Source organism: Gordonia sp. LMA484, assembly GCF_058129505.1.
In genome coordinates, this window is record NZ_CM176700.1 from 3,089,737 (window position 1) to 3,108,668 (window position 18,932).

16 protein-coding genes and 1 tRNA gene are annotated in these 18,932 nt (G+C 65.4%); 15 read left to right on the plus strand and 2 right to left on the minus strand.

What is annotated here, in order from left to right; genetic code table 11:
• Nucleotides 1–10: 10 nt before the first annotated feature.
• The 3 genes from AC4AMJ_RS13610 (at nt 11) to AC4AMJ_RS13620 (ending at nt 3,418) form a co-directional block, all read left to right on the plus strand.
• Nucleotides 11–1,195 (plus strand): globin domain-containing protein, encoded by a 1,185-nt coding sequence (locus AC4AMJ_RS13610; protein ID WP_489900650.1) that lies wholly within the window; start codon nt 11–13, stop codon nt 1,193–1,195.
• A 321-nt stretch (nt 1,196–1,516) separates the two neighbouring features.
• On the plus strand, nt 1,517–1,648 hold the full coding sequence (locus AC4AMJ_RS13615) for a hypothetical protein (protein ID WP_489900648.1): 132 nt from the start codon (nt 1,517–1,519) through the stop codon (nt 1,646–1,648).
• A gap of 96 nt (nt 1,649–1,744) precedes the next feature.
• Nucleotides 1,745–3,418: an ABC transporter ATP-binding protein gene (locus tag AC4AMJ_RS13620; protein WP_489918289.1), complete on the plus strand. Its 1,674-nt coding sequence runs from the start codon at nt 1,745–1,747 to the stop codon at nt 3,416–3,418.
• 294 nt (nt 3,419–3,712) lie between these two features.
• Here the strand turns inward: AC4AMJ_RS13620 and ltrA are convergent, their stop codons facing one another.
• The gene (ltrA, locus tag AC4AMJ_RS13625; RefSeq protein ID WP_489918290.1) at nt 3,713–4,951 is read right to left on the minus strand and encodes a group II intron reverse transcriptase/maturase; all 1,239 of its coding nucleotides are present in this window, start codon (nt 4,949–4,951) and stop codon (nt 3,713–3,715) included.
• 846 nt (nt 4,952–5,797) lie between these two features.
• On the opposite strand from ltrA, the gene AC4AMJ_RS13630 reads away from it, so the two are divergent.
• From AC4AMJ_RS13630 to cmrA, 3 genes are read left to right on the plus strand one after another with little or no spacing between them, the layout of a single operon-like run.
• Entirely contained in the window at nt 5,798–6,343 is a 546-nt protein-coding gene (locus AC4AMJ_RS13630; protein ID WP_489900646.1) for a PadR family transcriptional regulator, read from the plus strand.
• A gap of 40 nt (nt 6,344–6,383) precedes the next feature.
• Nucleotides 6,384–8,447 carry an FAD-dependent oxidoreductase gene (locus AC4AMJ_RS13635; protein WP_489918291.1) on the plus strand — a complete coding sequence of 688 codons (2,064 nt, stop codon included), beginning with the start codon at nt 6,384–6,386 and terminating at the stop codon, nt 8,445–8,447.
• A 59-nt stretch (nt 8,448–8,506) separates the two neighbouring features.
• Nucleotides 8,507–9,328 (plus strand): mycolate reductase, encoded by an 822-nt coding sequence (gene cmrA, locus AC4AMJ_RS13640; RefSeq protein ID WP_489900644.1) that lies wholly within the window; start codon nt 8,507–8,509, stop codon nt 9,326–9,328.
• Between the two features lie 54 nt (nt 9,329–9,382).
• Here the strand turns inward: cmrA and AC4AMJ_RS13645 are convergent, their stop codons facing one another.
• The gene (locus tag AC4AMJ_RS13645) at nt 9,383–10,936 is read right to left on the minus strand and encodes a helicase HerA-like domain-containing protein (RefSeq protein WP_489918292.1); all 1,554 of its coding nucleotides are present in this window, start codon (nt 10,934–10,936) and stop codon (nt 9,383–9,385) included.
• Nucleotides 10,937–11,033: 97 nt separating this feature from the next.
• On the opposite strand from AC4AMJ_RS13645, the gene orn reads away from it, so the two are divergent.
• The 9 genes from orn to AC4AMJ_RS13690 all read left to right on the plus strand — a co-directional run bounded on the left by orn (nt 11,034) and on the right by AC4AMJ_RS13690 (nt 18,810).
• Complete coding sequence (gene orn / locus AC4AMJ_RS13650; protein ID WP_489900642.1) at nt 11,034–11,633, plus strand: oligoribonuclease; 600 nt, start codon at nt 11,034–11,036, stop codon at nt 11,631–11,633.
• Between the two features lie 103 nt (nt 11,634–11,736).
• Nucleotides 11,737–11,809: transfer RNA gene (locus AC4AMJ_RS13655), tRNA-His, on the plus strand.
• A gap of 125 nt (nt 11,810–11,934) precedes the next feature.
• Nucleotides 11,935–12,492 carry a TetR/AcrR family transcriptional regulator gene (locus AC4AMJ_RS13660; protein ID WP_489900641.1) on the plus strand — a complete coding sequence of 186 codons (558 nt, stop codon included), beginning with the start codon at nt 11,935–11,937 and terminating at the stop codon, nt 12,490–12,492.
• The gene (locus tag AC4AMJ_RS13665; RefSeq protein ID WP_489900640.1) at nt 12,489–13,205 is read left to right on the plus strand and encodes an ABC transporter ATP-binding protein; all 717 of its coding nucleotides are present in this window, start codon (nt 12,489–12,491) and stop codon (nt 13,203–13,205) included. Before AC4AMJ_RS13660 ends, AC4AMJ_RS13665 begins: the two co-directional genes overlap by 4 nt.
• Nucleotides 13,202–13,954, plus strand: coding sequence for an ABC transporter permease (locus AC4AMJ_RS13670; protein WP_489918293.1), 753 nt, complete (start codon nt 13,202–13,204; stop codon nt 13,952–13,954). The genes AC4AMJ_RS13665 and AC4AMJ_RS13670 overlap by 4 nt, the downstream gene beginning before the upstream one ends.
• Before the next feature lie 160 nt (nt 13,955–14,114).
• A complete protein-coding gene (locus AC4AMJ_RS13675; protein ID WP_489900638.1) occupies nt 14,115–14,366 on the plus strand; it encodes a hypothetical protein in 252 nt (83 codons plus the stop codon).
• Between the two features lie 199 nt (nt 14,367–14,565).
• Complete coding sequence (locus AC4AMJ_RS13680) at nt 14,566–16,041, plus strand: flavin monoamine oxidase family protein (protein WP_489900637.1); 1,476 nt, start codon at nt 14,566–14,568, stop codon at nt 16,039–16,041.
• Nucleotides 16,042–16,086: 45 nt separating this feature from the next.
• Nucleotides 16,087–16,701 (plus strand): TetR/AcrR family transcriptional regulator, encoded by a 615-nt coding sequence (locus tag AC4AMJ_RS13685; protein ID WP_489900636.1) that lies wholly within the window; start codon nt 16,087–16,089, stop codon nt 16,699–16,701.
• Between the two features lie 51 nt (nt 16,702–16,752).
• A complete protein-coding gene (locus AC4AMJ_RS13690; protein WP_489918294.1) occupies nt 16,753–18,810 on the plus strand; it encodes a neutral/alkaline ceramidase in 2,058 nt (685 codons plus the stop codon).
• Nucleotides 18,811–18,932: the final 122 nt, after the last annotated feature.

An 18,932-nucleotide genomic window follows, 5' to 3' on the forward strand; every position in this document is an offset into this window, starting at 1 on the left:
CGGAGTCACCATGTTGTCCGAAACACAACGCAGAATTCTCACCGCGACGGTTCCCGCCGTGGAGGGCGCACTGCCGGCCATCACCAAGAGTTTCTACAGCCGGTTGTTCGCAGCGCACCCGCAATTACGCAACGACCTGTTCAACCGCACCCACCAGGAGTCCGGCGAACAGCCGCAGGCGCTGGCCGGTTCGATCGCTGCGTTCGCCCGGCTTCAGCTCGAACCGGATCTGAATCGGCAGCGATTCATCCTCGGGCGGATTGCACACAAGCACGCTTCACTCGGCGTCACGCGGGAACAGTATGGCGTGGTACACGAGCACCTGTTCGCGGCCATCGTCGAGGTCCTCGACGCCGCCGTCACGCCGGAGGTCGCCGACGCGTGGGACCAGCTGTATTGGGACATGGCCGACCTCCTGATCGCATCGGAGGAACAGCTCTACGACCGTGCCGGTGTCACGCCGGGCGACGTGTGGCGCCACGCACGGATCGTCGAACGCGCACAGGTCTCCCCCGACACCGTCTCGCTGACCCTCGCATCCGCCGATGGCGGCAGACTACCGAGTTTCTCACCTGGACAATATATTTCCGTCCAAGTTCCGCTCGCCGACGGATCGAACCAGATCAGGCAGTACAGCCTGACGGGTGCGCCGACAGTGCCCGAGTGGAAGTTCAGCGTCAAGCTCGCCGGTGAGGTGTCCGCATTCCTCCACGAAGAAGTGTTCGAGGGCGACCTGCTGCGCGTGAGTACCCCGTTCGGCGATCTGACGCTGCCCGACGACGATGTCCCGCTCGTGCTCGCGTCCGCAGGTATCGGGTGTACACCGGTGATCGGTCTGCTGACCGCCATGGCCGAGCATCAGGACGAGCGTCCCGTGACAGTGCTGCACGCCGACCGTTCCCGCGACCGCCAACCCCATCGCGGGCAGCTCGCGGCACTCGTCGAATCCCTGCCGCAGGGTCGGCTGTTCCAGTGGTACGAGAACGCGTCCGGGCACATCCTGTCGGATGCGATTCGGCTCGGCCAGATGTCGTTGCGGGACATCGAGTTCGCACGCGAGTCACACGTGATGCTCTGCGGCCCGAACGGTTTCCTGTCCGCGATGCGTGACGATCTCGTCGGTCGCGGGGTCGGTGACAGCCAGATCCACTATGAGACCTTCGGGCCCGAGTTGCTCCGGTCGGCAGCGCGGTGATCACGCCCGCCCAGTCACCGAGGTCGTCGCGCCTGTCTGGTTGAGGGTGGTGCCACCCAGCTGATCGACGTCCGACCGTGGTCGGCCCGCCCCATCCGACGCTGCGCCGGCCGGCGACGCCTGTCCTCGCAGGCGCGCACATCTCGTCGAAGTTGCGTGCTCGACGCCGAAGGTGATCGCCGTCGTCGCATCGGTTGTGGCGGCTGTCGGGGGTGGTGCAGGCTGACAGCGTTCTCCCAGCTGTGGACAAGCCGAGGCGCAGGAACCGGCCATAGCTTTCATCGAGTCGGCAACGCGGCCGGCCGGACACAAGGAGAACGAATGCCTCAGCCAGCACCGAAGCCCGGAAACCAGAACCGTCCCGGGCAGCAGCATCCCGCTCCGCCGCGCAAGCGCCGGCGTCGCCGGGTGTGGAATCGGCGTCTGCACCGCTGGGACTGGGTGTGGTTCTGACCGCCGTTTCGATCCAGCGCTGACCCAACCTCCTGCAGCTCGGGGCCGGACACCGTAGTCCGGCCCCGAACTGCGCTGTACCAGATCGGATCTCCGATGACCGCCCGTGACGCCTTTCGCCGCTTCTCCCCCGCCCTTGCGGGCGAAGGACCTCGATTCGCTCTCGCCGCGACGCTTCTGCTTGTCGCCACGGCGTGCGAGATCGTTGCGATCTTCGTGCTGTCCGATGTGATCGACGGTGCACTGTCCGCCGACAGTGCGTTTCAGTTCGTGAAGTTGTCTGCCTTGTGGCTCTTGATCACCGCGATCTCCACCGGCGCCGACTACTACGGTCAGATCACGTCCATCGGCATCTCCGAGCGGGTGGTTCTGCGGCTGAGGGATTCACTGTTTGCGCACGTCCAGCGGCTCAGTCCGATCACTCATCGGCGATTCGGCATCGGTGACCTCGTGACCCGACATTCGAGTGACCTCGAGGCCGTCGAATACCTGGTGGGCTCGGGACTGATGCAGTTTGTGATTGCCGCGGTCAACACCGCAGGGTTGGTGATCGCCGCATTCATCATGAGCTGGCAGGTCGCACTGGTTGCGATCGCTGCGGTTCCCGCCCTGTGGGCCATCTCGGCGTTCTACGGTCGCCGACAGACCATCGTCACGCGTGATGAACGGGTCGCCAACGCCGACATCGTGATCGCGGTCCAGACCGCGCTGGGCGGGCACGAAACCGCAGTAGCGTACAACCAGCAGGATCGCGAACATGCCCGGCTCCATCGCCACGGCGTCACGTGGCTCGGCGCGCGTATGGCCCAGACCCGGATCGAGGCTGGTTTCGGCGCCGTGATGGGCTTCGGTCAGGTGGTCGTCACCCTCGCCATCGCCGTCGCCGGCGTCTGGCAGGTGCGTAACGGCGGGCTCAGCGTCGGACAGCTCCTCGCCCTGACCGGCTATCTGGGCATGCTGTACCCGAAGATGCAAGAACTCGCCGAAGTCCGCCTCTGCCTCGCGTCGGCCGCGGTCAGTGCCGAACGCATCGCCGAACTGCTCGACCTCCCTGCCAGCGACGCCGATCTCGATGACGCGGTGCCCCACGACGGCCACGACCACGAGGTGTCGGTCCGAGATGTCACTCTGCGGCGCGGCGACTTGGACGTCCTCGATGGCGTCTCACTCGACCTTCGGCCCGGCGAGATCACCGCACTCGTCGGCGGCAGCGGGGCAGGCAAGACCACGTTGGCTTCGCTGCTCTGCCGATTCGAGCGACCCGACAGCGGCCGTATAACACTCGGGGACAGAGATTTCAGCGAGATCACCGGGCGATCCATCCGAGAACACATCACACTGCTCCCCCAGCAGCCGGTCATCAAGGCCGCCTCCATCGCCGACAACATCGCCTACGGACGTCCTGAGGCGAGCCGGACGGAAGTTGTCAACGCCGCGATCGCTGCCGATGCGGACACGTTCATCTCCGACCTGCCCGACGGCTACGACACCATGCTCGGCGAGGACGGACTCACGCTCTCCGGCGGCCAGCGCCAACGGATCGCCATGGCGCGCGCCTTCCTGCGCGATAGCCCCGTACTGATCCTCGACGAACCCACATCAGGCCTCGATGATGCAACCGCACAACGGATTCTCGAGCCGTTGCGCCGACTCGCGGCCGGTCGTTCGACGCTACTCATCACGCATGACGCTCGGGCGACCCGGATCGCCGACCACGTCCTCGAGCTCCGCGACGGCCGCCTCCACAGCCGGCAGGATGCCTTCGCCTGACACAGCCCAGATTTTTCGATTCGTATCTTCGCGGTCAGCGAGGCAATCTCACGGCGAGCTCTTCAGGGACCGGGTGATGACGCATCCTCGCAAGCTCGGAGGCTCCTCAGGGAGCGGGTGGTCACGCATCCTCGCAAGCTCGCGCGTCAGGATCTTCCCGATCCCTGAGGAGGTCCGGAGCGCTAGCGGAGGGCCGTCACGAAGGGGCGCCCTTATCGAGTAGGAGGGCCGGGTTTCCCGGCCCTCCTCTCACACCACCGTACGTGCGGGTCTCGCATACGGCGGTTCGCTGGGTCAGTGAAATCGGGTCCAGGCCTGGTGAAAGGTGAGCAACCCCTGGCGTTGCCAGTAGCTGTTGGGTAGTGCCAGGTTGAGGAAGGTGTCGGCCACATGCCAATACCCGAGACTGCTGTGGCCCCAGCGCTGAGCCTCGCGAGCCGCGATACCCAGAGCCTGCAACTGCGCGGCCCGGGTATGGCCACCCTTCCATTCCACCCAACGGATCTGCCGTAACCGTCGCCTCAGCCGGCCATCGAGTCCGCGAAACTTTCCCGGTGTCGTGGCGAGGCGAAAATACCCCATCCACCCTCGGATGTACTGGTTGAGCCGCATGATCCGGAAACCCATCGACACACTCCACGTCCGCGACGTCAACGCGCGGACCCGCGCCAACATCCGGGCCCACGCCGTAGGCGCCACCCGAATCTCGAACGCCCCGTCACGCAGAAAGAACGCGAACCCCAACAACGTTGCTGCCAACGCCGGATGGATCGAGGACTTACTGCGGTTCACCCTCAACTTCAACCGCTTCTCCAGCAACACCGTGCTCGATACGAGCACCCGTTCGGCAGCCCGCTCGGATTTCACAAAGATCCGGATATCGTCGGCGTAGCGGACAAACCGATGCCCCCGCGCCCACATCTCCTGATCGAAATCATCGAGCATGATATTCGACAACAACGGCGACAACGGCGACCCCTGCGGGGTGCCCTGCGCCGACGGATGCCGCACACCGTCTACCATGATCCCCGCCTGCACATAGGCACGGATCAGCCTGAGTAGCCGCTTATCCTGGACTTTCCGCGCAACCCGCGACATCAGCATGTCGTGATTGACCCGATCAAAAAACGCATCGAGATCCACCTCGACCACCCACACATAACCCTGCTCGATGAGCAGACGAGCGACTTTCACCGCATCATGAGCGCTTCTGCCCGGCCGAAACCCATACGAGACCTCGGCGAACCCCGGATCAAACACCGGGACCAACACTTGCGCGACAGCCTGCTGGATCAACCGATCCAACACCGTCGGTACCCCCAACTTCCGCTGCCCACCATCAGGTTTGGGAATCATCACCTGACGCACCGGCGACGGCCGATAGGTACCCGCATCCAACGCCGCACGAACCTCACCCCAATGCTCAGCGCACCAGCCACGTAACTGATCCGTGCTGATCCCGTCGACACCAGGCGCGCCCTTGTTACGTTCGACACGTCTCACCGCGGCAGCCAGATTCTGCGAGTCAAACACCTGCCCCCACAAATCATCGCTGCCCCTGAGGTCCTCCCCAGCATCCGCCGGACGGTCACTACGCACAGACGACGGCTCTCGCGGATTCACCGCTCAACCCCTTTCGTCTGCCCCACCACGGGGTTGGCTGCGATCACCGCACCCTCCGAGAAACACTGCTTCACACCATCAATTCCCAACGTTCAGCCCTTCCCAGCACACCCGATTCCCACTGGTACTACGACCTCTGCTGACTTCTGCCCCGTCACCGACCGCCCTCCCGGACAGCCGTGCTCCGACAACCCTCGCCGACGCACCAAGACAGACCTCCCCAGATAAGAACATCCACTGTCCTCCTACAACCGCCGCATATACACACCAGCCGTTTCGGTGGAACGGGCTTCATCACACACGGCTGACTCACCCCAACCGGCATGCCTCACATGCGATTCGTATACCTCGGTGCAGGATTTCGTCTCCGGCTTCCTTCCCACCCCACCTCACGATGACGCAGTTGCCCTCGACTAGGAGTTAAACCACCTTCCCCTCCGGAGGACTTCCACCTCCAAGCGAATGCCCATGCTGGGCGTACCGTGACGCATCCTCGCAGGCTCGGAGGCTCCTCAGGGAGCGGGTGATGACGCATCCTCGCAGGCTCGGAGGCACCTCAAGAGCGAGTGGTGACGCCCGCAGGCTCGGAGGCACCTCAGGGAGCGGATGTTGACGCCTCGCAGGCACCTCAGGGAGCGGGGGTGACACCCGCTCCCTAGGCGACGCCCCAGCGACCGGGGTGAGCCGCAGAGTTTCGGCCGCTGGGTCATATGAACCTCGTTGCATAGTGCATAGGTGCAGTGCTACGGTCGATCCATGGCGCTCGAGCATGCGATTCTCGTGTCGCTGGCCGAACGACCCGGTACGGGATATGAGATCGGCCAGCAGTTCGATCGATCCATCGGCTACTTCTGGTCGGCGACGCATCAGCAGATCTATCGCACGCTCAAGAAGCTCCACACCGATGGCCTGGTCAGCTTCGAGTCCGTCAGCCAGGACGGCCGCCCAGACAAGAAGGTCTACACGATCTCCGAAGATGGCCGAAAAGTGCTGTCGGAGTGGGCGATCAGTCCGACGCCGGTTCAGCCCCTGCGTAGTGACATCGGCGTGAAGCTGCGCGCCGCCGAGTTCGGCGATCTCGCCGCCGTCATCGGGGAATTGAAGATGCATCGCGACGAGCACCTGGCACAACTCAAGCTCTACAACGGATTCCAAGATAGCTACTACCCCGAACCCGAGACGCTGACCGGCCGCAAGCTGCATCAATATCTGGTGCTGCGCGGCGGTATCCGTCAAGAAGAAGGCTACATCGAATGGTGCGACGAGGTCATCGTCGCGCTCGAACGAGAGCTGTCCACCTGACCGGAAGCCCGGTCCACCACCACGATCCGAAAGGTCCGCCATGTCAGCCCACACGGCCGCCCCGAATCCGCATTACCCTCGCCTGTTCGAACCGATGGAGCTCGGCGGCATCACTGTGAAGAACCGGCTCATCATGGGATCGATGCACACCGGTCTCGAAGATCGGCTCTGGGACACCGACAAGCTGGCCGCCTACTACGCCGAACGCGCCCGTGGCGATGTGGGCCTCATCATCACCGGCGGCTTCGGCACCTCGCGCACCGGCCTGTTGCTGCCGTTCGCCGGCAAGATGACCAACCTCGCCGATGTCAAACGGCACCAGCGCATCACCCGTGCAGTGCATCGCGAGAACGGCAAGATCGCGATGCAGCTGATCCACGCCGGCCGATACGGCTACACACCGCTCAAGGTCGCCCCGGGTTCGGAGCCCTCACCCATCCACCCGTTCAAGCACCTCACGATGACCGAGCCGATCATCAAGCACGTGATCAAGTCATTCGGACGGTCCGCCAAACTGGCACGCAAGGCCGGCTATGACGCCGTCGAGATCATGGGTGGCGAAGGCTATCTGATCAACCAGTTCCTCTGCCCGCACACCAACGACCGGACCGACAAGTGGGGCGGTTCCACTGAGAACCGCCAGCGGTTCCTGGTCGAGATCATCAAGGAGATCCGCCGACAGGTGCCCCGCGACTTCCCCGTCATCCTGCGCCAGTCCATCGCCGACTTCGTGCGCAAGGGCCAGACCTGGGACGAGATCGCACTGATGGCACGCAAGGCCGAGGAGTTCGGCGTCGACGCGATCAACACCGACATCGGCTGGCATGAGGCCGGTGTGCCGACGATCGTGACGTCTGTGCCCCGGGCCGCCTTCGTCAAGTTCACCGAGCGCCTGCGCGACGAGGTCTCCATCCCGCTGATCGCCAGCAACCGCATCAACACCCCCGAGATCGCCGAAGAAATCCTCGAGCGCGGCAAGGTCGACGCGATCTCCATGGCACGACCGCTGCTGTCGGATCCCGATTTCGCCGCCAAGGCGCAGACCGGTCGGGCCGACGAGATCAACACCTGCATCGGCTGCAACCAGGCCTGCCTCGACCATGCGTTCGTCGGGAAGAAGGTCTCCTGCCTGCTCAACCCGCGTGCCGGCCGCGAGACCACGCTGACGCTCGGCGCCACCCGACGCGCCCGGAAGGTGGCCGTGGTGGGTGCCGGCCCGGCCGGATTGTCGGCTGCGGTGTCGGCCGCACAGCGCGGCCACAAGGTGGAACTCTTCGAGGCCGGCGAACAGATCGGTGGCCAGTTCTCCATCGCCGCACGCATTCCCGGCAAGGAGGAGTTCAACGAGACGCTGCGCTACTACACCCGCCAGCTCGAGATCACCAACGTCACGGTGCACCTGAACACCCGGATCACTGCCGAGGAGATCATCGCGGCCGAGTTCGACGAGGTGATCATCGCGACCGGCGTCACCCCACGCATTCCCGAGATCCCCGGTATCGACAATCCCATGGTGATGTCGTACGCCGATGCGGTGCTCGGGCAGCGTGAGATCGGCAAGCGTGTCGCCGTCATGGGCGCCGGCGGCATCGGCTTCGACGTCACCGAGTTCCTCACCGTCGACGAGTCCCCGACTCTCGATCTCAAAGAGTGGGAACAGGAATGGGGCGTCAGCGAAGACCTGTCCAAGCCGGGCTTCGTGACCAAGCCACGCCCACTCCCCGCAGTGCGTGAGGTCTTTTTGGTACAGCGCAAGTCGGGCCGTCAGGGCAAGTCTCTCGGCAAGACCACCGGCTGGGTGCACCGTGCGACCGTGAAGATGAAAGGCGTCGAACAGATCTCGGGCGCCACATACGACAAGATCGACGACCGGGGGCTGCACCTGAGCTTCCGCGACGAGGACGGGACCGTGAAGGAGACCCGCGTCCTCGAAGTCGACAACATCGTCGTCTGCGCGGGCCAGGAGTCGGTCCGTGAGCTCGTCGACCCGCTGACGGTGGCCGGGGTGACCACCCACGTCATCGGCGGTGCCGATCTGGCCGCCGAACTGGACGCGAAGCGAGCCATCCGTCAGGGCACCGAGGTCGCTGCGGGTATCTCCTGATCGACCACACAATCTGATCGGGCGCCGGTATCCATCCGGCGCCCGATTAGGATCAAGCCATGGGTATTCCAGTGCCGTCCCCAGCCGCCCGCGCCGTCGTCACCGGCGCTTCGTCGGGCATCGGCACGGCCCTTGCATGGGCTCTTGCCGACCGAGGCCATTCACTCATCCTTGTCGCCCGCCGTGACGACATCTTGGAGGATCTCGCCGCGCAGTTGCGGGAACGGCACCACGTGGCGGCCGAGGTGAGACCGGTGGATTTGTCCGACCCCTGCGCCGTGGAGGTCCTCAGCGCCGAGCTGGCCGACCGGGAGATCTCGATCCTGTGCAACAACGCCGGCATCGCCACCTTCGGTCCCGTCAGTGAACTCGACCCCGACTACGAGCGCGCCCAGGTACGTCTCAACGTGAATGCCGTCCACGACCTGACCCTCGCGGTCCTGCCGCAGATGGTGCGGCGCGGGGCCGGCGGCATTCTCATGGTGGGATCTGCGGCCGGGAACATGCCGATCCCCAACAACGCGACCTATGCGGCGACGAAGGCGTTCGTGAACACCTTCAGCGAGTCTCTGCGCGGCGAGGTCGGGAGCAAAGGAGTGCACGTCACACTGCTCGCACCCGGTCCGGTGCGAACCGAGACACCGTCGCCCGAAGATGCCTCGATCGTGGATCGGATGGTGCCCGATTTTCTCTGGCACTCCAGCGACAAGGTCGCTGAGATGAGCCTGGACGCGCTGGAGCACAACAAGATGCGCGTCGTTCCGGGAACTCTGTCCAAGGCGATGTCGGTGGCCGGTGGTTACACCCCTCGCGCCATCGTCGCTCCGATCGTCGGCACCTTCTACCGCAAACTCGGCGACGACACATCCGCGAATCCGTGACACCACGCCGCAGACAACGACTCACCCGGTTCCGGGGCCGAGATCATCGGCCGCTCAGCGGCGTCGTCGGCGACGACCCGTACCGAAGATCGCGCGACTGAACTCACGGCCGGCGCTGGACGCCGCCGACCGGAGGAAGCTCTGCATCGGCTTGCTGGTCAGAACGTCGGTGAGCATGTCCGGGATCTGAGGTTCGGATACATGCGGTTGAGGAGCCGGCGCCGGCGGCGCCGGGGCGTCGACCGGTTCGTCCGGGGCGAGGGTCTTGGCTGCGAGCTTCTCGTACGCCGATTCACGATCGATCGCCTGCCCGTAGTGTGCGAACAGCGGACTGGCCGTTGCCGCTGCCGTGATCGCGGCAGCGCCGACGGCTGCCATAGAGGAGCGCGGTGCGCGTATCACGGTCCAGGCGACCGGGGTCGGCGCCCCACGCTCGGACAGCACGGTGACGATCGCCTCCCCCGTTCCCAGCGAGGTCAAGGCGTGTTCGAGCTCGTACACATCGGATACCGGATACGTCTTGACCGTCTTGCGCAATGCTTCCTGATCGTCGGGGGTGAAGGCCCGCAACGCATGCTGGATTCGCGCACCCAACTGCGACAGCACCGCGTTTGGGATGTCGGTCGGCAGTTGCGAGCAGAAGAACACGCCGACTCCTTTGGAACGGATGAGCTTCACAGTCTGCTCGACCTGGTCCAGGAACGCCTTGGAGGCGCCGTCGAACAAGAGGTGTGCCTCATCGAAGATGAGGACCAGCTTCGGTTTCTCGGCATCGCCGATCTCGGGCAGATACTCGAACAGATCGGCCAGAATCCACATGAGGAAGGTGGAGAACATTTTCGGGCGCGCCGACTGTGCCCCGAGCTCGAACAGTGTGATGACACCCCGGCCATCCGGAGCGAGGCGGATCAGGTCGTCTGGTTCGATCTCGGGCTCACCGAAGAAGGTGTCCCCGCCGTCCGCCTCCAGAGTGGACACGGCCCGCAGGATCACACCCGCCGTCTGCGGCGAGACACCACCGATGCTCGTCAACTCCGCCTTGCCCTCGGCGCCGGTGAGATGGGTGATCACCGCCCGCAGATCCTTGAGATCCAGCAGCGGCAGCCCCCGCTGGTCGGCCCAGTGGAAGATGAGCCGCAGCGAGCTTTCCTGGGTCTCGTTGAGCCCCAACACCTTACTGAGCAATATCGGTCCGAACGATGTGATCGTGGCGCGTACCGGCACGCCGATCCCGTCGGAACCGAGTGATACGAACTCGACGGGAAACGCGACCGGTCGCCAGTCGTCACCCGTCTGGGCCGACCGTTCGACGATCTTCTCGTTCGAGGTTCCCGCATTCATCAGTCCGGACAGGTCACCCTTGATGTCGGCCATGACCACCGGAACGCCGTTGGTGGAGAGCTGTTCTGCGACGAGCTGCAGCGACTTGGTCTTGCCCGTGCCGGTGGCGCCCGCCACCAGCCCGTGACGATTCATCATCGACAACGGGATTCGCACCTGCGCGGACGGATCGATGGTGCCGTCCACCGAGACCGTGCCGAGTTCGATCGACGCGGTTCCGAACTCATATCCGGCGGCGATCGCCGCGGCGGCACCGGGATCGGTCACTGGGAAGGTTCCTCTCATGCGAGCGTTGCACCTCGTCCACCCAGACAATAGCGGTCACCGCACGGGCGGCAGTGCCACGACGACTAGGGTTGACCGGGTGCAGGACAAACTGGTGTGGATCGATTGCGAGATGACCGGCCTGCGACTCGAGTCGGACAAACTGATCGAGATCGCCGCGCTCGTCACCGACAGTGAACTCAACATCCTCGGCGAGGGCGTGGACATCGTCATCCACGCGAGCGACGACGACCTGGCAGCCATGCCCGACGTGGTGACGAAGATGCATGCAGCGTCGGGTCTCACCGACGAGGTGCGCGCCTCGCGCGTCACCGTCGCCGAAGCCGAGAAGCTGGTGCTCGACTATGTACGCACCCAGGTGAAGACTGCCGGCGCGGTCCCCCTCGCGGGCAACTCCATCGCCACCGATCGAGGCTTCATCGCGCGTGACATGCCCGAACTCGATGCATATCTGCACTACCGGATGGTCGATGTGAGTTCGATCAAGGAACTGTGCCGTCGCTGGTACCCGAAGATCTACTTCGGGCAGCCCGAGAAGGGGCTGTCCCATCGGGCGCTCGCAGACATCCGCGAGTCGATCCGAGAGTTGAAGTACTACCGCTCCGCGGCGTTCGTTCCGGCGCCCGGTCCTGATGTCGACGATCTCGCCACGATCGTGAAGGACCTCGGACCAGCCTGAACACGCCCGAACGGTACCGATTGGAGTTCGGGCACCCCCACCCGCTAGAGTAGGTTCCTGGCTCTGGGACCCGGTGAAAAATCCTGGGTGACGGACGCCGATGGTGGATGTAGTTCAGTTGGTAGAGCACCAGGTTGTGATCCTGGCTGTCGCGGGTTCGAGTCCCGTCATCCACCCCGAACGATCGCCCCGTCTGCACCAGCAGGCGGGGCGATCGCCGTTTGTACCCCCCAACAGGTCGTTTTCGATCACACGTCGGCCGCTCTTGCCTGGCAAAATGTTAGAGTCTAACATTTTATTCATGCCCCGAACCGGCAAAGCCCAGCGCACCCGCGAGCGGTTGGTCCGCACCGCGCTCGAACTGTTCGCGGCCGAAGGATTCGACAACACGAGCGTCGCCCAGATCGCACGTGCGGCCGGGGTGACCGAGATGACCTTCTACCGCAATTTCCCCACCAAGGACAGCGTGGTCCTCGACGACCCGTTCGACCCGATCATCGCCGACGCGGTGGCCTCGCAACCCGCAGCGTCACCCGCACTGACTGCGGTCGCCGCCGGAATCCGCGAGGTCTGGTCGTCGGTGCCCACGACCGCTTCCGACAGCATCCGCGGTCGGCTCCAGGTGATCGGCTCCTCGCCTCGCCTGCGTGCCGGCATGGCGCAGAGCACCACGGCGACCCAGGAGGCGATCGCAGACGGCCTGCGCTCGCGCGGCACCGATACCACCGACGCCGACATCGCCGCCGCCGCGGCCATCGGCGCGCTCAACGCGGCGTTGATGTCGTGGGCGCCCCGCGAGCACGAATCCCTCGATCTCGCGATCGAGCGGGCGCTGGCGATCCTGGAGGCGAACCGGTGAGCACCCCACGCATGGCGATGCGCCACATCACCCGCGAGTTCGGCGATCAGACCGGGATTCGCGACGTGTCCATGGAGATCGACGCCGGCGAGATCGTCGCCCTGGTCGGACTCAACGGCGCAGGCAAGACCACTCTCATGCGACTCCTCCTGGGCATGTTGTCGCCATCGCAGGGCGTCGTCGAGCTCGACGGAATACCGCTGCGCCGGGTCCCGAAATCGACGTGGGCGTCGGTGGGTCATCTCGTCGAATACCCATTGACCTACGGCGAACTCACCGCCCGCCAGAATCTGGCACTCTCGGCCAGACTGCACCGCGCTCCCGACGATGTCGTCGAGAGCGCCATGTCCGCGTTCAACCTGACGCAATACGCGAACAAGCGTGCGCGACGACTCTCGCTGGGCAATCGGCAGCGGCTGGGGCTCGCGGCGGCGATGCAGCATGGTCCGACACTTGTCGTGCTCGACGAACCGACCAATTCCCTGGATCCGGCCGGAGTGATCCTGTTGCGAGACGCGTTGCGTCGCAGCTCCGGAGAGGGGGCCGCCGTGCTGGTGAGCAGCCATCACCTCGACGAGGTCGCCCGCATCGCCGACCGCATCGAGGTGCTCAACGCCGGTCGGCTCATCGGCCGGCTCGACCCGGCCGAGCGCGAGCTCGAGCGCGTCTTCTTCGAGGCGGTCCTCGCCGACGACGAGAGGGAGCACCCATGAGAGAAGCGGCGTATGCCGAGACGATCAAGTTCGGCCATTCGACCGTGGGTCGGGCGGGGTCGGGCCTACTGGGGGTGGGCATCCCGCTGCTGAGCTGCGCGATGCCGGTGGCGGCCCAGAGCGGCGACCCACAGATGTTGGGCAAGCTCGGCGCCGCCGGCGAACGCAGCTGGGACGGACTCTTATCCGGCGCCGCCCAGATCACCGGCGCCGGCGGCTTGCTCGGCTTCGGGGTGGTGCTGGCCTGGCTGTTCGGGCGCGAGTTCATCGACGGCACCATCACCGGGCTGTTCGCACTCCCGGTCTCGCGTGCCGAGATCGCCGGTGCCAAGGTGATCGTCTATCTCATCTGGGCGATTCTCATCAGCGCGGTGATCTCCGGCGTCCTCGTGATCGGCGGCCTGGCCCTCGGGCTCGGTTTTCCGCCTGCGGACTTCGGGATCGGCCTGAGCCGCCAATTCGCCCTCGGCGCCATGACCGCGATCTGCGCGCTGCCGGTGGCCTGGATCGCGACGGTCGGCCGGTCAGTGCTGGTGGGAGTCGTCGGTGCGATCGGAATGGTGATCGCGGCCCAGGTCGCGACGATCGGCGGCGCGGGCGGATGGTTCACGATCGCCGCTCCCGCGCTGTGGGCGATCTCGGGCGGCGAAGACGCGTCCCTCCTACAGCTGGCCCTACTCGCCCCGCTGCTGGCGATTGCCGCCGGCGTCACGATGTTGACCTGGCGGCGACTGCAGCTCAACCGTTGACCCGATGACCCGATCACCGGAAACCCGCTCACTCCTGACGAGCGCGGAATCCTGATCTCGCCGTCGGCCCCAGCACCTCAAAACCATGCCAACCGCCAAAGGCCGTCGTTCCCATCTGGCAAAGAGGTCGACCTGATGATCGAAAATCTTTTTGACACAGATGGATTCGAAATCCGACGACTGCCACTCCTGGACGTCCGTCCAATACTTGCGGCGAGCGTCGTTCAACTTCATCCCGTACGATCCGCCCATGCTCGAGGATCTCAACAAGGCCGCCAAGAAGGTCGGGCTTCACGTCGCCGCCGCGAAGAGAGATGGTCTCTACTCCATCCGCACGAACACGAGTGCCGCCCTGATCGCCAAGAACGTCGATGCCGACGAGGCGGCGAAGATCATCCGACAACACAGCTGACCGTCCACACCGGTTCCGAACTGCCCACCCCGTCTGCGGGGTGAATTGCCACCGACGCTCCCCCATCGGGAGACGTACGGCACATCAGCCTGTTACCATGCCGTAACTTCAGGTCAAATGACCTAAACATTGGACGGCTACTTTTGCGTCCAACCACTGACGGACTCGGCGAGTCCACGGCACGAGATCGGGAACCCACATGAGCCAAGACATCTCACGTCGTCTCTTCCTCGGCGGCTCGATCGCGGCGGCAGGTGCGATGGCCGGGGTGAGCGCGTTCGGTGGTGCGCGCGCGTCGGCGGACCCGTCGATGACGGTAGACGCGATCGTCGTCGGCGGCGGACTCTCCGGCCTGTCGGCCGCGAAGACCCTCGTCGAATCCGGCGCCTCGGTGGTGGTACTCGAAGCGCGCAACCGCGCCGGCGGGCGAGTGCACAACATCACCACGCCGAAACTCGGCGCGACGCTCGACGCCGGCGCCGAGTTCATCGGGCCGACGCAGAATCACATCGCCGCGCTGGCGCGCGAGTACGACGTCCGTTCGATCCCGACCTACAACGAGGGCGACAGCCTGTTCTGGAACGGTGGGACGGGGTCGCGGATGTCCGCGGCGCTGCCACTACCCGTGCAGGCGGAGACTCTCGAGGCGGGCGCCGGTCTCGCCCGGGCCCAGGTCGACGCGCTGGCCGGTTTTCCGGTGGGCGAACCCTGGAAACACCCGAACGCCCGCTATCTCGACTCCATCACCTGGGAGCAGTACAGCAATCAGGTCGCCACCTCCCCCACCGCACGGGCCATGATGAGCGTCGCCATGTCCGCTGCGCTGTCGGTTCGCCCGGACCAGGTGTCGGCACTCTACTTCCTCAACTACATCGCGGCGTCCGGCGATGAGAACAACCCCGGCACCCTGATTCGCCTGCTCGGCACGGACGGCGGCGCGCAGGAGCGTCTGTTCGAGGGAGGCGCCGCTCTGATCCCCTTGCGCATGGCACGCGCCCTCGGCAAGCGGATCGTCTACAACGCCCCGGTCCGATCCATCGACGTCTCCGGCGGCGTCGTGCGCGTCGACAGCGCCGCCGGCGCGTACCACGGCCGGAAGGTGATCGTCGCGATGTCGCCGGCGATCAGCGACCAGATCCGCTACCGCCCCGGTCTCCCGGCGTCCCGGGTCGGTCTGTCGAAGGGCTATCACATGGGGGCGATCAGCAAGTTCGCCGCGTTGTACCGTCGTCCGTTCTGGCGCGAGCAGGGCATGTCCGGGCAGGTGTATGGGAACGGGCGGCCGATCGACGTCACGTTCGAGAGCTACGCCGAGGATCGCCATATCCTGATGGGGTTCATCTCGGCCGACGCCATGCGCCGACTCGACCGGGCCCCGGAGTCGCAGATCGTGCGGGAGTGCATCGGTAACTTTGTCGACTACTTCGGTCCCGAGGCTCGAGACTTCATCGACCACGGCATCTACAAGTGGGACCTGGACCCGTGGGCGCAGGGCGGCCCGGTCGCGGTCAGCTCACCGGGCACCCTGGTCACCCACGGTCCAGCCCTGCGGGAGCCGGTCGGCCCGATCCACTGGGCCGGCACCGAAACCGCGGACTACTGGACCGGGTACATGGATGGGGCGGTGCGATCGGGGCACCGCGCCGCGCGGGAAGTCCTCGCCACCGTTCGCTGACGCCGACCCATCGTCACCGACGAGAGGACACCGACAATGGCCAGGATGCCAGTGGAGAGACGCCGCGCGCTCCTCCTCGAAGCCGCGTTCCGGGTGATCGCGCGAGACGGCGTGGACGGTGCCACAACCCGCGCGATCAGCGCCGAGGCCGGCATGACCCTGTCGACGTTCCACTATGTGTTCGACTCGCGCGAGGACCTCCTCACCGCGTTGGTCCACCGGGGAACAGACGAGGAACTCCAGGTCATCTCCGAGGCGCTCTCGGCCGCCGCCGACGACCTGGTCCAGGGTTATGACGGCGTCCGGATCATGTTGCGGGAAAGCCTGTTCGGCTACGTGGACGGAGTTGTGGCAGATCCGGATCGCGAGCAGGCGATGATCTCGCTGAACCAGTACGCGCGGCAGACCACCGGACTCGCCGAGCTCGGCGGCGAGATGTACCGCCGCTACTATGCCGCGATCGCCGCAGGCCTGGAGGTGGCCGCCACGCAGGCCGGTGTCGGATGGGATAAGCCGGCCGACGAATTGGCCCCGCTGGTGGTCGCGGCGACCGACGGGATCACACTCGCCTACCTGAACACCCGGGACCGGTCGATCTGCGATCGGATCGCGGAGGCCACCGTCACCTTGCTGCTCGGTCACGTGAAGCGACACGGCTGAGGGGGCCACGACTTCCGCGACGACAACGTTGCGGCCAAGGGGGGAAATGACATGGACGTGACGCGCAGAAGGCTTCTCGCCGGAGCCGCCGCAACCGCCGTCGGGGGCGGCGCCGTTTTCGTTGCCGGACGGCCGGCCGCGAATGCGACGCCGAACGGGGTGGGACCGGCGGCTTCGGGGGGCAGCTCGGGATACCTCGTCGGGTGCGGTATCGCCGACATGACCGGCGCGATCGCCGGGCAGGGCATGATGGGCTATTCCGAGGCCGATCAGGTGGCGTCAGGCCTGTTGCAACGCTGTTGGGCGCGCGCATACATCGTGGTGGACCAGGCCACACGCGAACGCGTCGTCTTCGTCACCAGCGACATCGCCTGCCTGTTCCAGTCTCATCAAATGGGTCTGATGGCCAAGCTGCGCAACCGCTTCGGCCCGCTGTACACCGAACGCAACGTCAATCTCAATGCCACCCACACGCACGCGTCGTGCGGCGGCACGGCATGGGACTTCGCGTACTCCCTCGCCGCCTACGGATTCAAGAAGAACTCGTACGACGCCGAACTCGACGGCATCTTCCGCGCCATCGTGCGCGCGCACCAGAACCTGGCTCCCGGGACGATCACGATCGGCCACGGCGAGCTGCACGACGCCAGCCGGAATCGATCCAGGGTGGCCTTCGACCTCAACCCGTCATCGGACCGCAAACTCTTCCCGGGTGCGATCGATCCCAAGGTCACCGTTCTGCGATTCCGGCAGGGCGGCAAGGACGTCGGCGCGATCACCTGGTTTCCGACCCACGGCACCTCACTGACCGACAAGAACCGACTGATCGCCGGCGACAACAAGGGTTATGCCAGCTACCGCTGGGAGAGCACCGAGCCCGGTTTCGTCGCGGCGTTCCCGCAGACCAACGCCGGCGACATGACGCCGAACCTCGACCTGGTCACGATGCATCCGAGCGGCCCCACCTCGAACAACAAGCGTAACTGCGAACTCATCGGCGAACGCCAGTTTCTTGCCGGCCGAAGGGCATTCGATGATGCCCGACCGATGACCCGGGGTGGTGTCGACTCCATCGTGCGCTACGTCGACATGTCGTCGGTGACGATCGACGCCGCCTTCACCCCGGAGGGCCGGCCTGCCGCGACGACACCGGCGATGATGGGTGCCGGGGCCGTCGCGACGAGCACCGAGGACAACTACTACTCCCAGCTGTCCTTCATCAAGGAGGGTACGACCAATCCCCTTGTCACCGCGTTCGGTGGCGATCGACATCCGCCGGTGTCCCCCTGGATGCGCGACATGCAGGCGCCCAAACTGATCATGTTCCCACTCGGGATCATGCCGCCATCCCCGTGGATTCCGCAGGTGGTACCGCTGCAGATCATGCGTATCGGCGAGCTCGTGCTGATCGCCGTGCCGGCCGAGGTCACGATCGTCGGCGGGCTGCGACTGCGCAGAACCGTCGCGGACGAACTCCGGATCGACATGGACAACGTTCTCGTGCAGGGCTATTCGAATGCGTACACCCAGTACGTGACCACCCCCGAGGAATACGACTCCCAACAGTATGAGGGCGGTGAAACCCAGTTCGGCCGCTGGACACTATCGGCGTACATGCAGGAGTTCCATGCCCTCGCGGCGGCAATGGCGACGGGGCACAGCCTGTCTCGCGGCCCGGCACCCCTCGACAAATCCGGTTTCCAGCCGGACCTGCTGCCACCCGTACCCCCTGATCGCCCGATGTCGGGCCGTGACTACGGTGACGTCCTGATCCAGCCGGACCGTCGCCATCGGCCGGGGGATGTTGTGGCCGTGGAGTTCGTCGGCGCACACCCGAACAACAACTTCCACACGGACGGCACCTATCTGGAAGTGCAGCGCCGAACCACCTCCGGCTGGACAACCGCCGCTACCGACAACGACTGGGAGACCGAGTTGCACTGGCGGCGGCCGCCGGGACAGGCCACCGCCTCGGTGATCCGCATCGAATGGACCATTCCGCCCGGCACCGCCGGCCGCTTCCGGATCCGCTACCTCGGCGACAGCCGTACGGCAAGCGGGATCACGCACGCGTTCACGGGCACCTCGAACACCTTCACCGTCGGCTGATCGGCTCTAGTGTCCCGCGCCGGAAATTCGTTTCATGAGTTCGGCGGTCCAGGTGGATGCATCGCGAGGCGGCGGAGGAGCAGGTACTGGATGTACCTGCGACGACGCCAACGAAGCGAGGC

What these genes read in the sequence shown, in the direction of transcription:
- AC4AMJ_RS13690 (WP_489918294.1), top strand. Translation starts at nt 16,753, where the DNA reads ATGGACGTGACGCGCAGAAGGCTTCTCGCCGGAGCCGCCGCAACCGCC.
- AC4AMJ_RS13660 (WP_489900641.1), top strand. Translation starts at nt 11,935, where the DNA reads ATGCCCCGAACCGGCAAAGCCCAGCGCACCCGCGAGCGGTTGGTCCGC.
- cmrA (WP_489900644.1), top strand. Translation starts at nt 8,507, where the DNA reads ATGGGTATTCCAGTGCCGTCCCCAGCCGCCCGCGCCGTCGTCACCGGC.
- AC4AMJ_RS13620 (WP_489918289.1), top strand. Translation starts at nt 1,745, where the DNA reads ATGACCGCCCGTGACGCCTTTCGCCGCTTCTCCCCCGCCCTTGCGGGC.
- AC4AMJ_RS13630 (WP_489900646.1), top strand. Translation starts at nt 5,798, where the DNA reads ATGGCGCTCGAGCATGCGATTCTCGTGTCGCTGGCCGAACGACCCGGT.
- AC4AMJ_RS13615 (WP_489900648.1), top strand. Translation starts at nt 1,517, where the DNA reads ATGCCTCAGCCAGCACCGAAGCCCGGAAACCAGAACCGTCCCGGGCAG.
- AC4AMJ_RS13670 (WP_489918293.1), top strand. Translation starts at nt 13,202, where the DNA reads ATGAGAGAAGCGGCGTATGCCGAGACGATCAAGTTCGGCCATTCGACC.
- AC4AMJ_RS13685 (WP_489900636.1), top strand. Translation starts at nt 16,087, where the DNA reads ATGCCAGTGGAGAGACGCCGCGCGCTCCTCCTCGAAGCCGCGTTCCGG.
- AC4AMJ_RS13610 (WP_489900650.1), top strand. Translation starts at nt 11, where the DNA reads ATGTTGTCCGAAACACAACGCAGAATTCTCACCGCGACGGTTCCCGCC.
- AC4AMJ_RS13635 (WP_489918291.1), top strand. Translation starts at nt 6,384, where the DNA reads ATGTCAGCCCACACGGCCGCCCCGAATCCGCATTACCCTCGCCTGTTC.
- AC4AMJ_RS13680 (WP_489900637.1), top strand. Translation starts at nt 14,566, where the DNA reads ATGAGCCAAGACATCTCACGTCGTCTCTTCCTCGGCGGCTCGATCGCG.
- AC4AMJ_RS13675 (WP_489900638.1), top strand. Translation starts at nt 14,115, where the DNA reads ATGGATTCGAAATCCGACGACTGCCACTCCTGGACGTCCGTCCAATAC.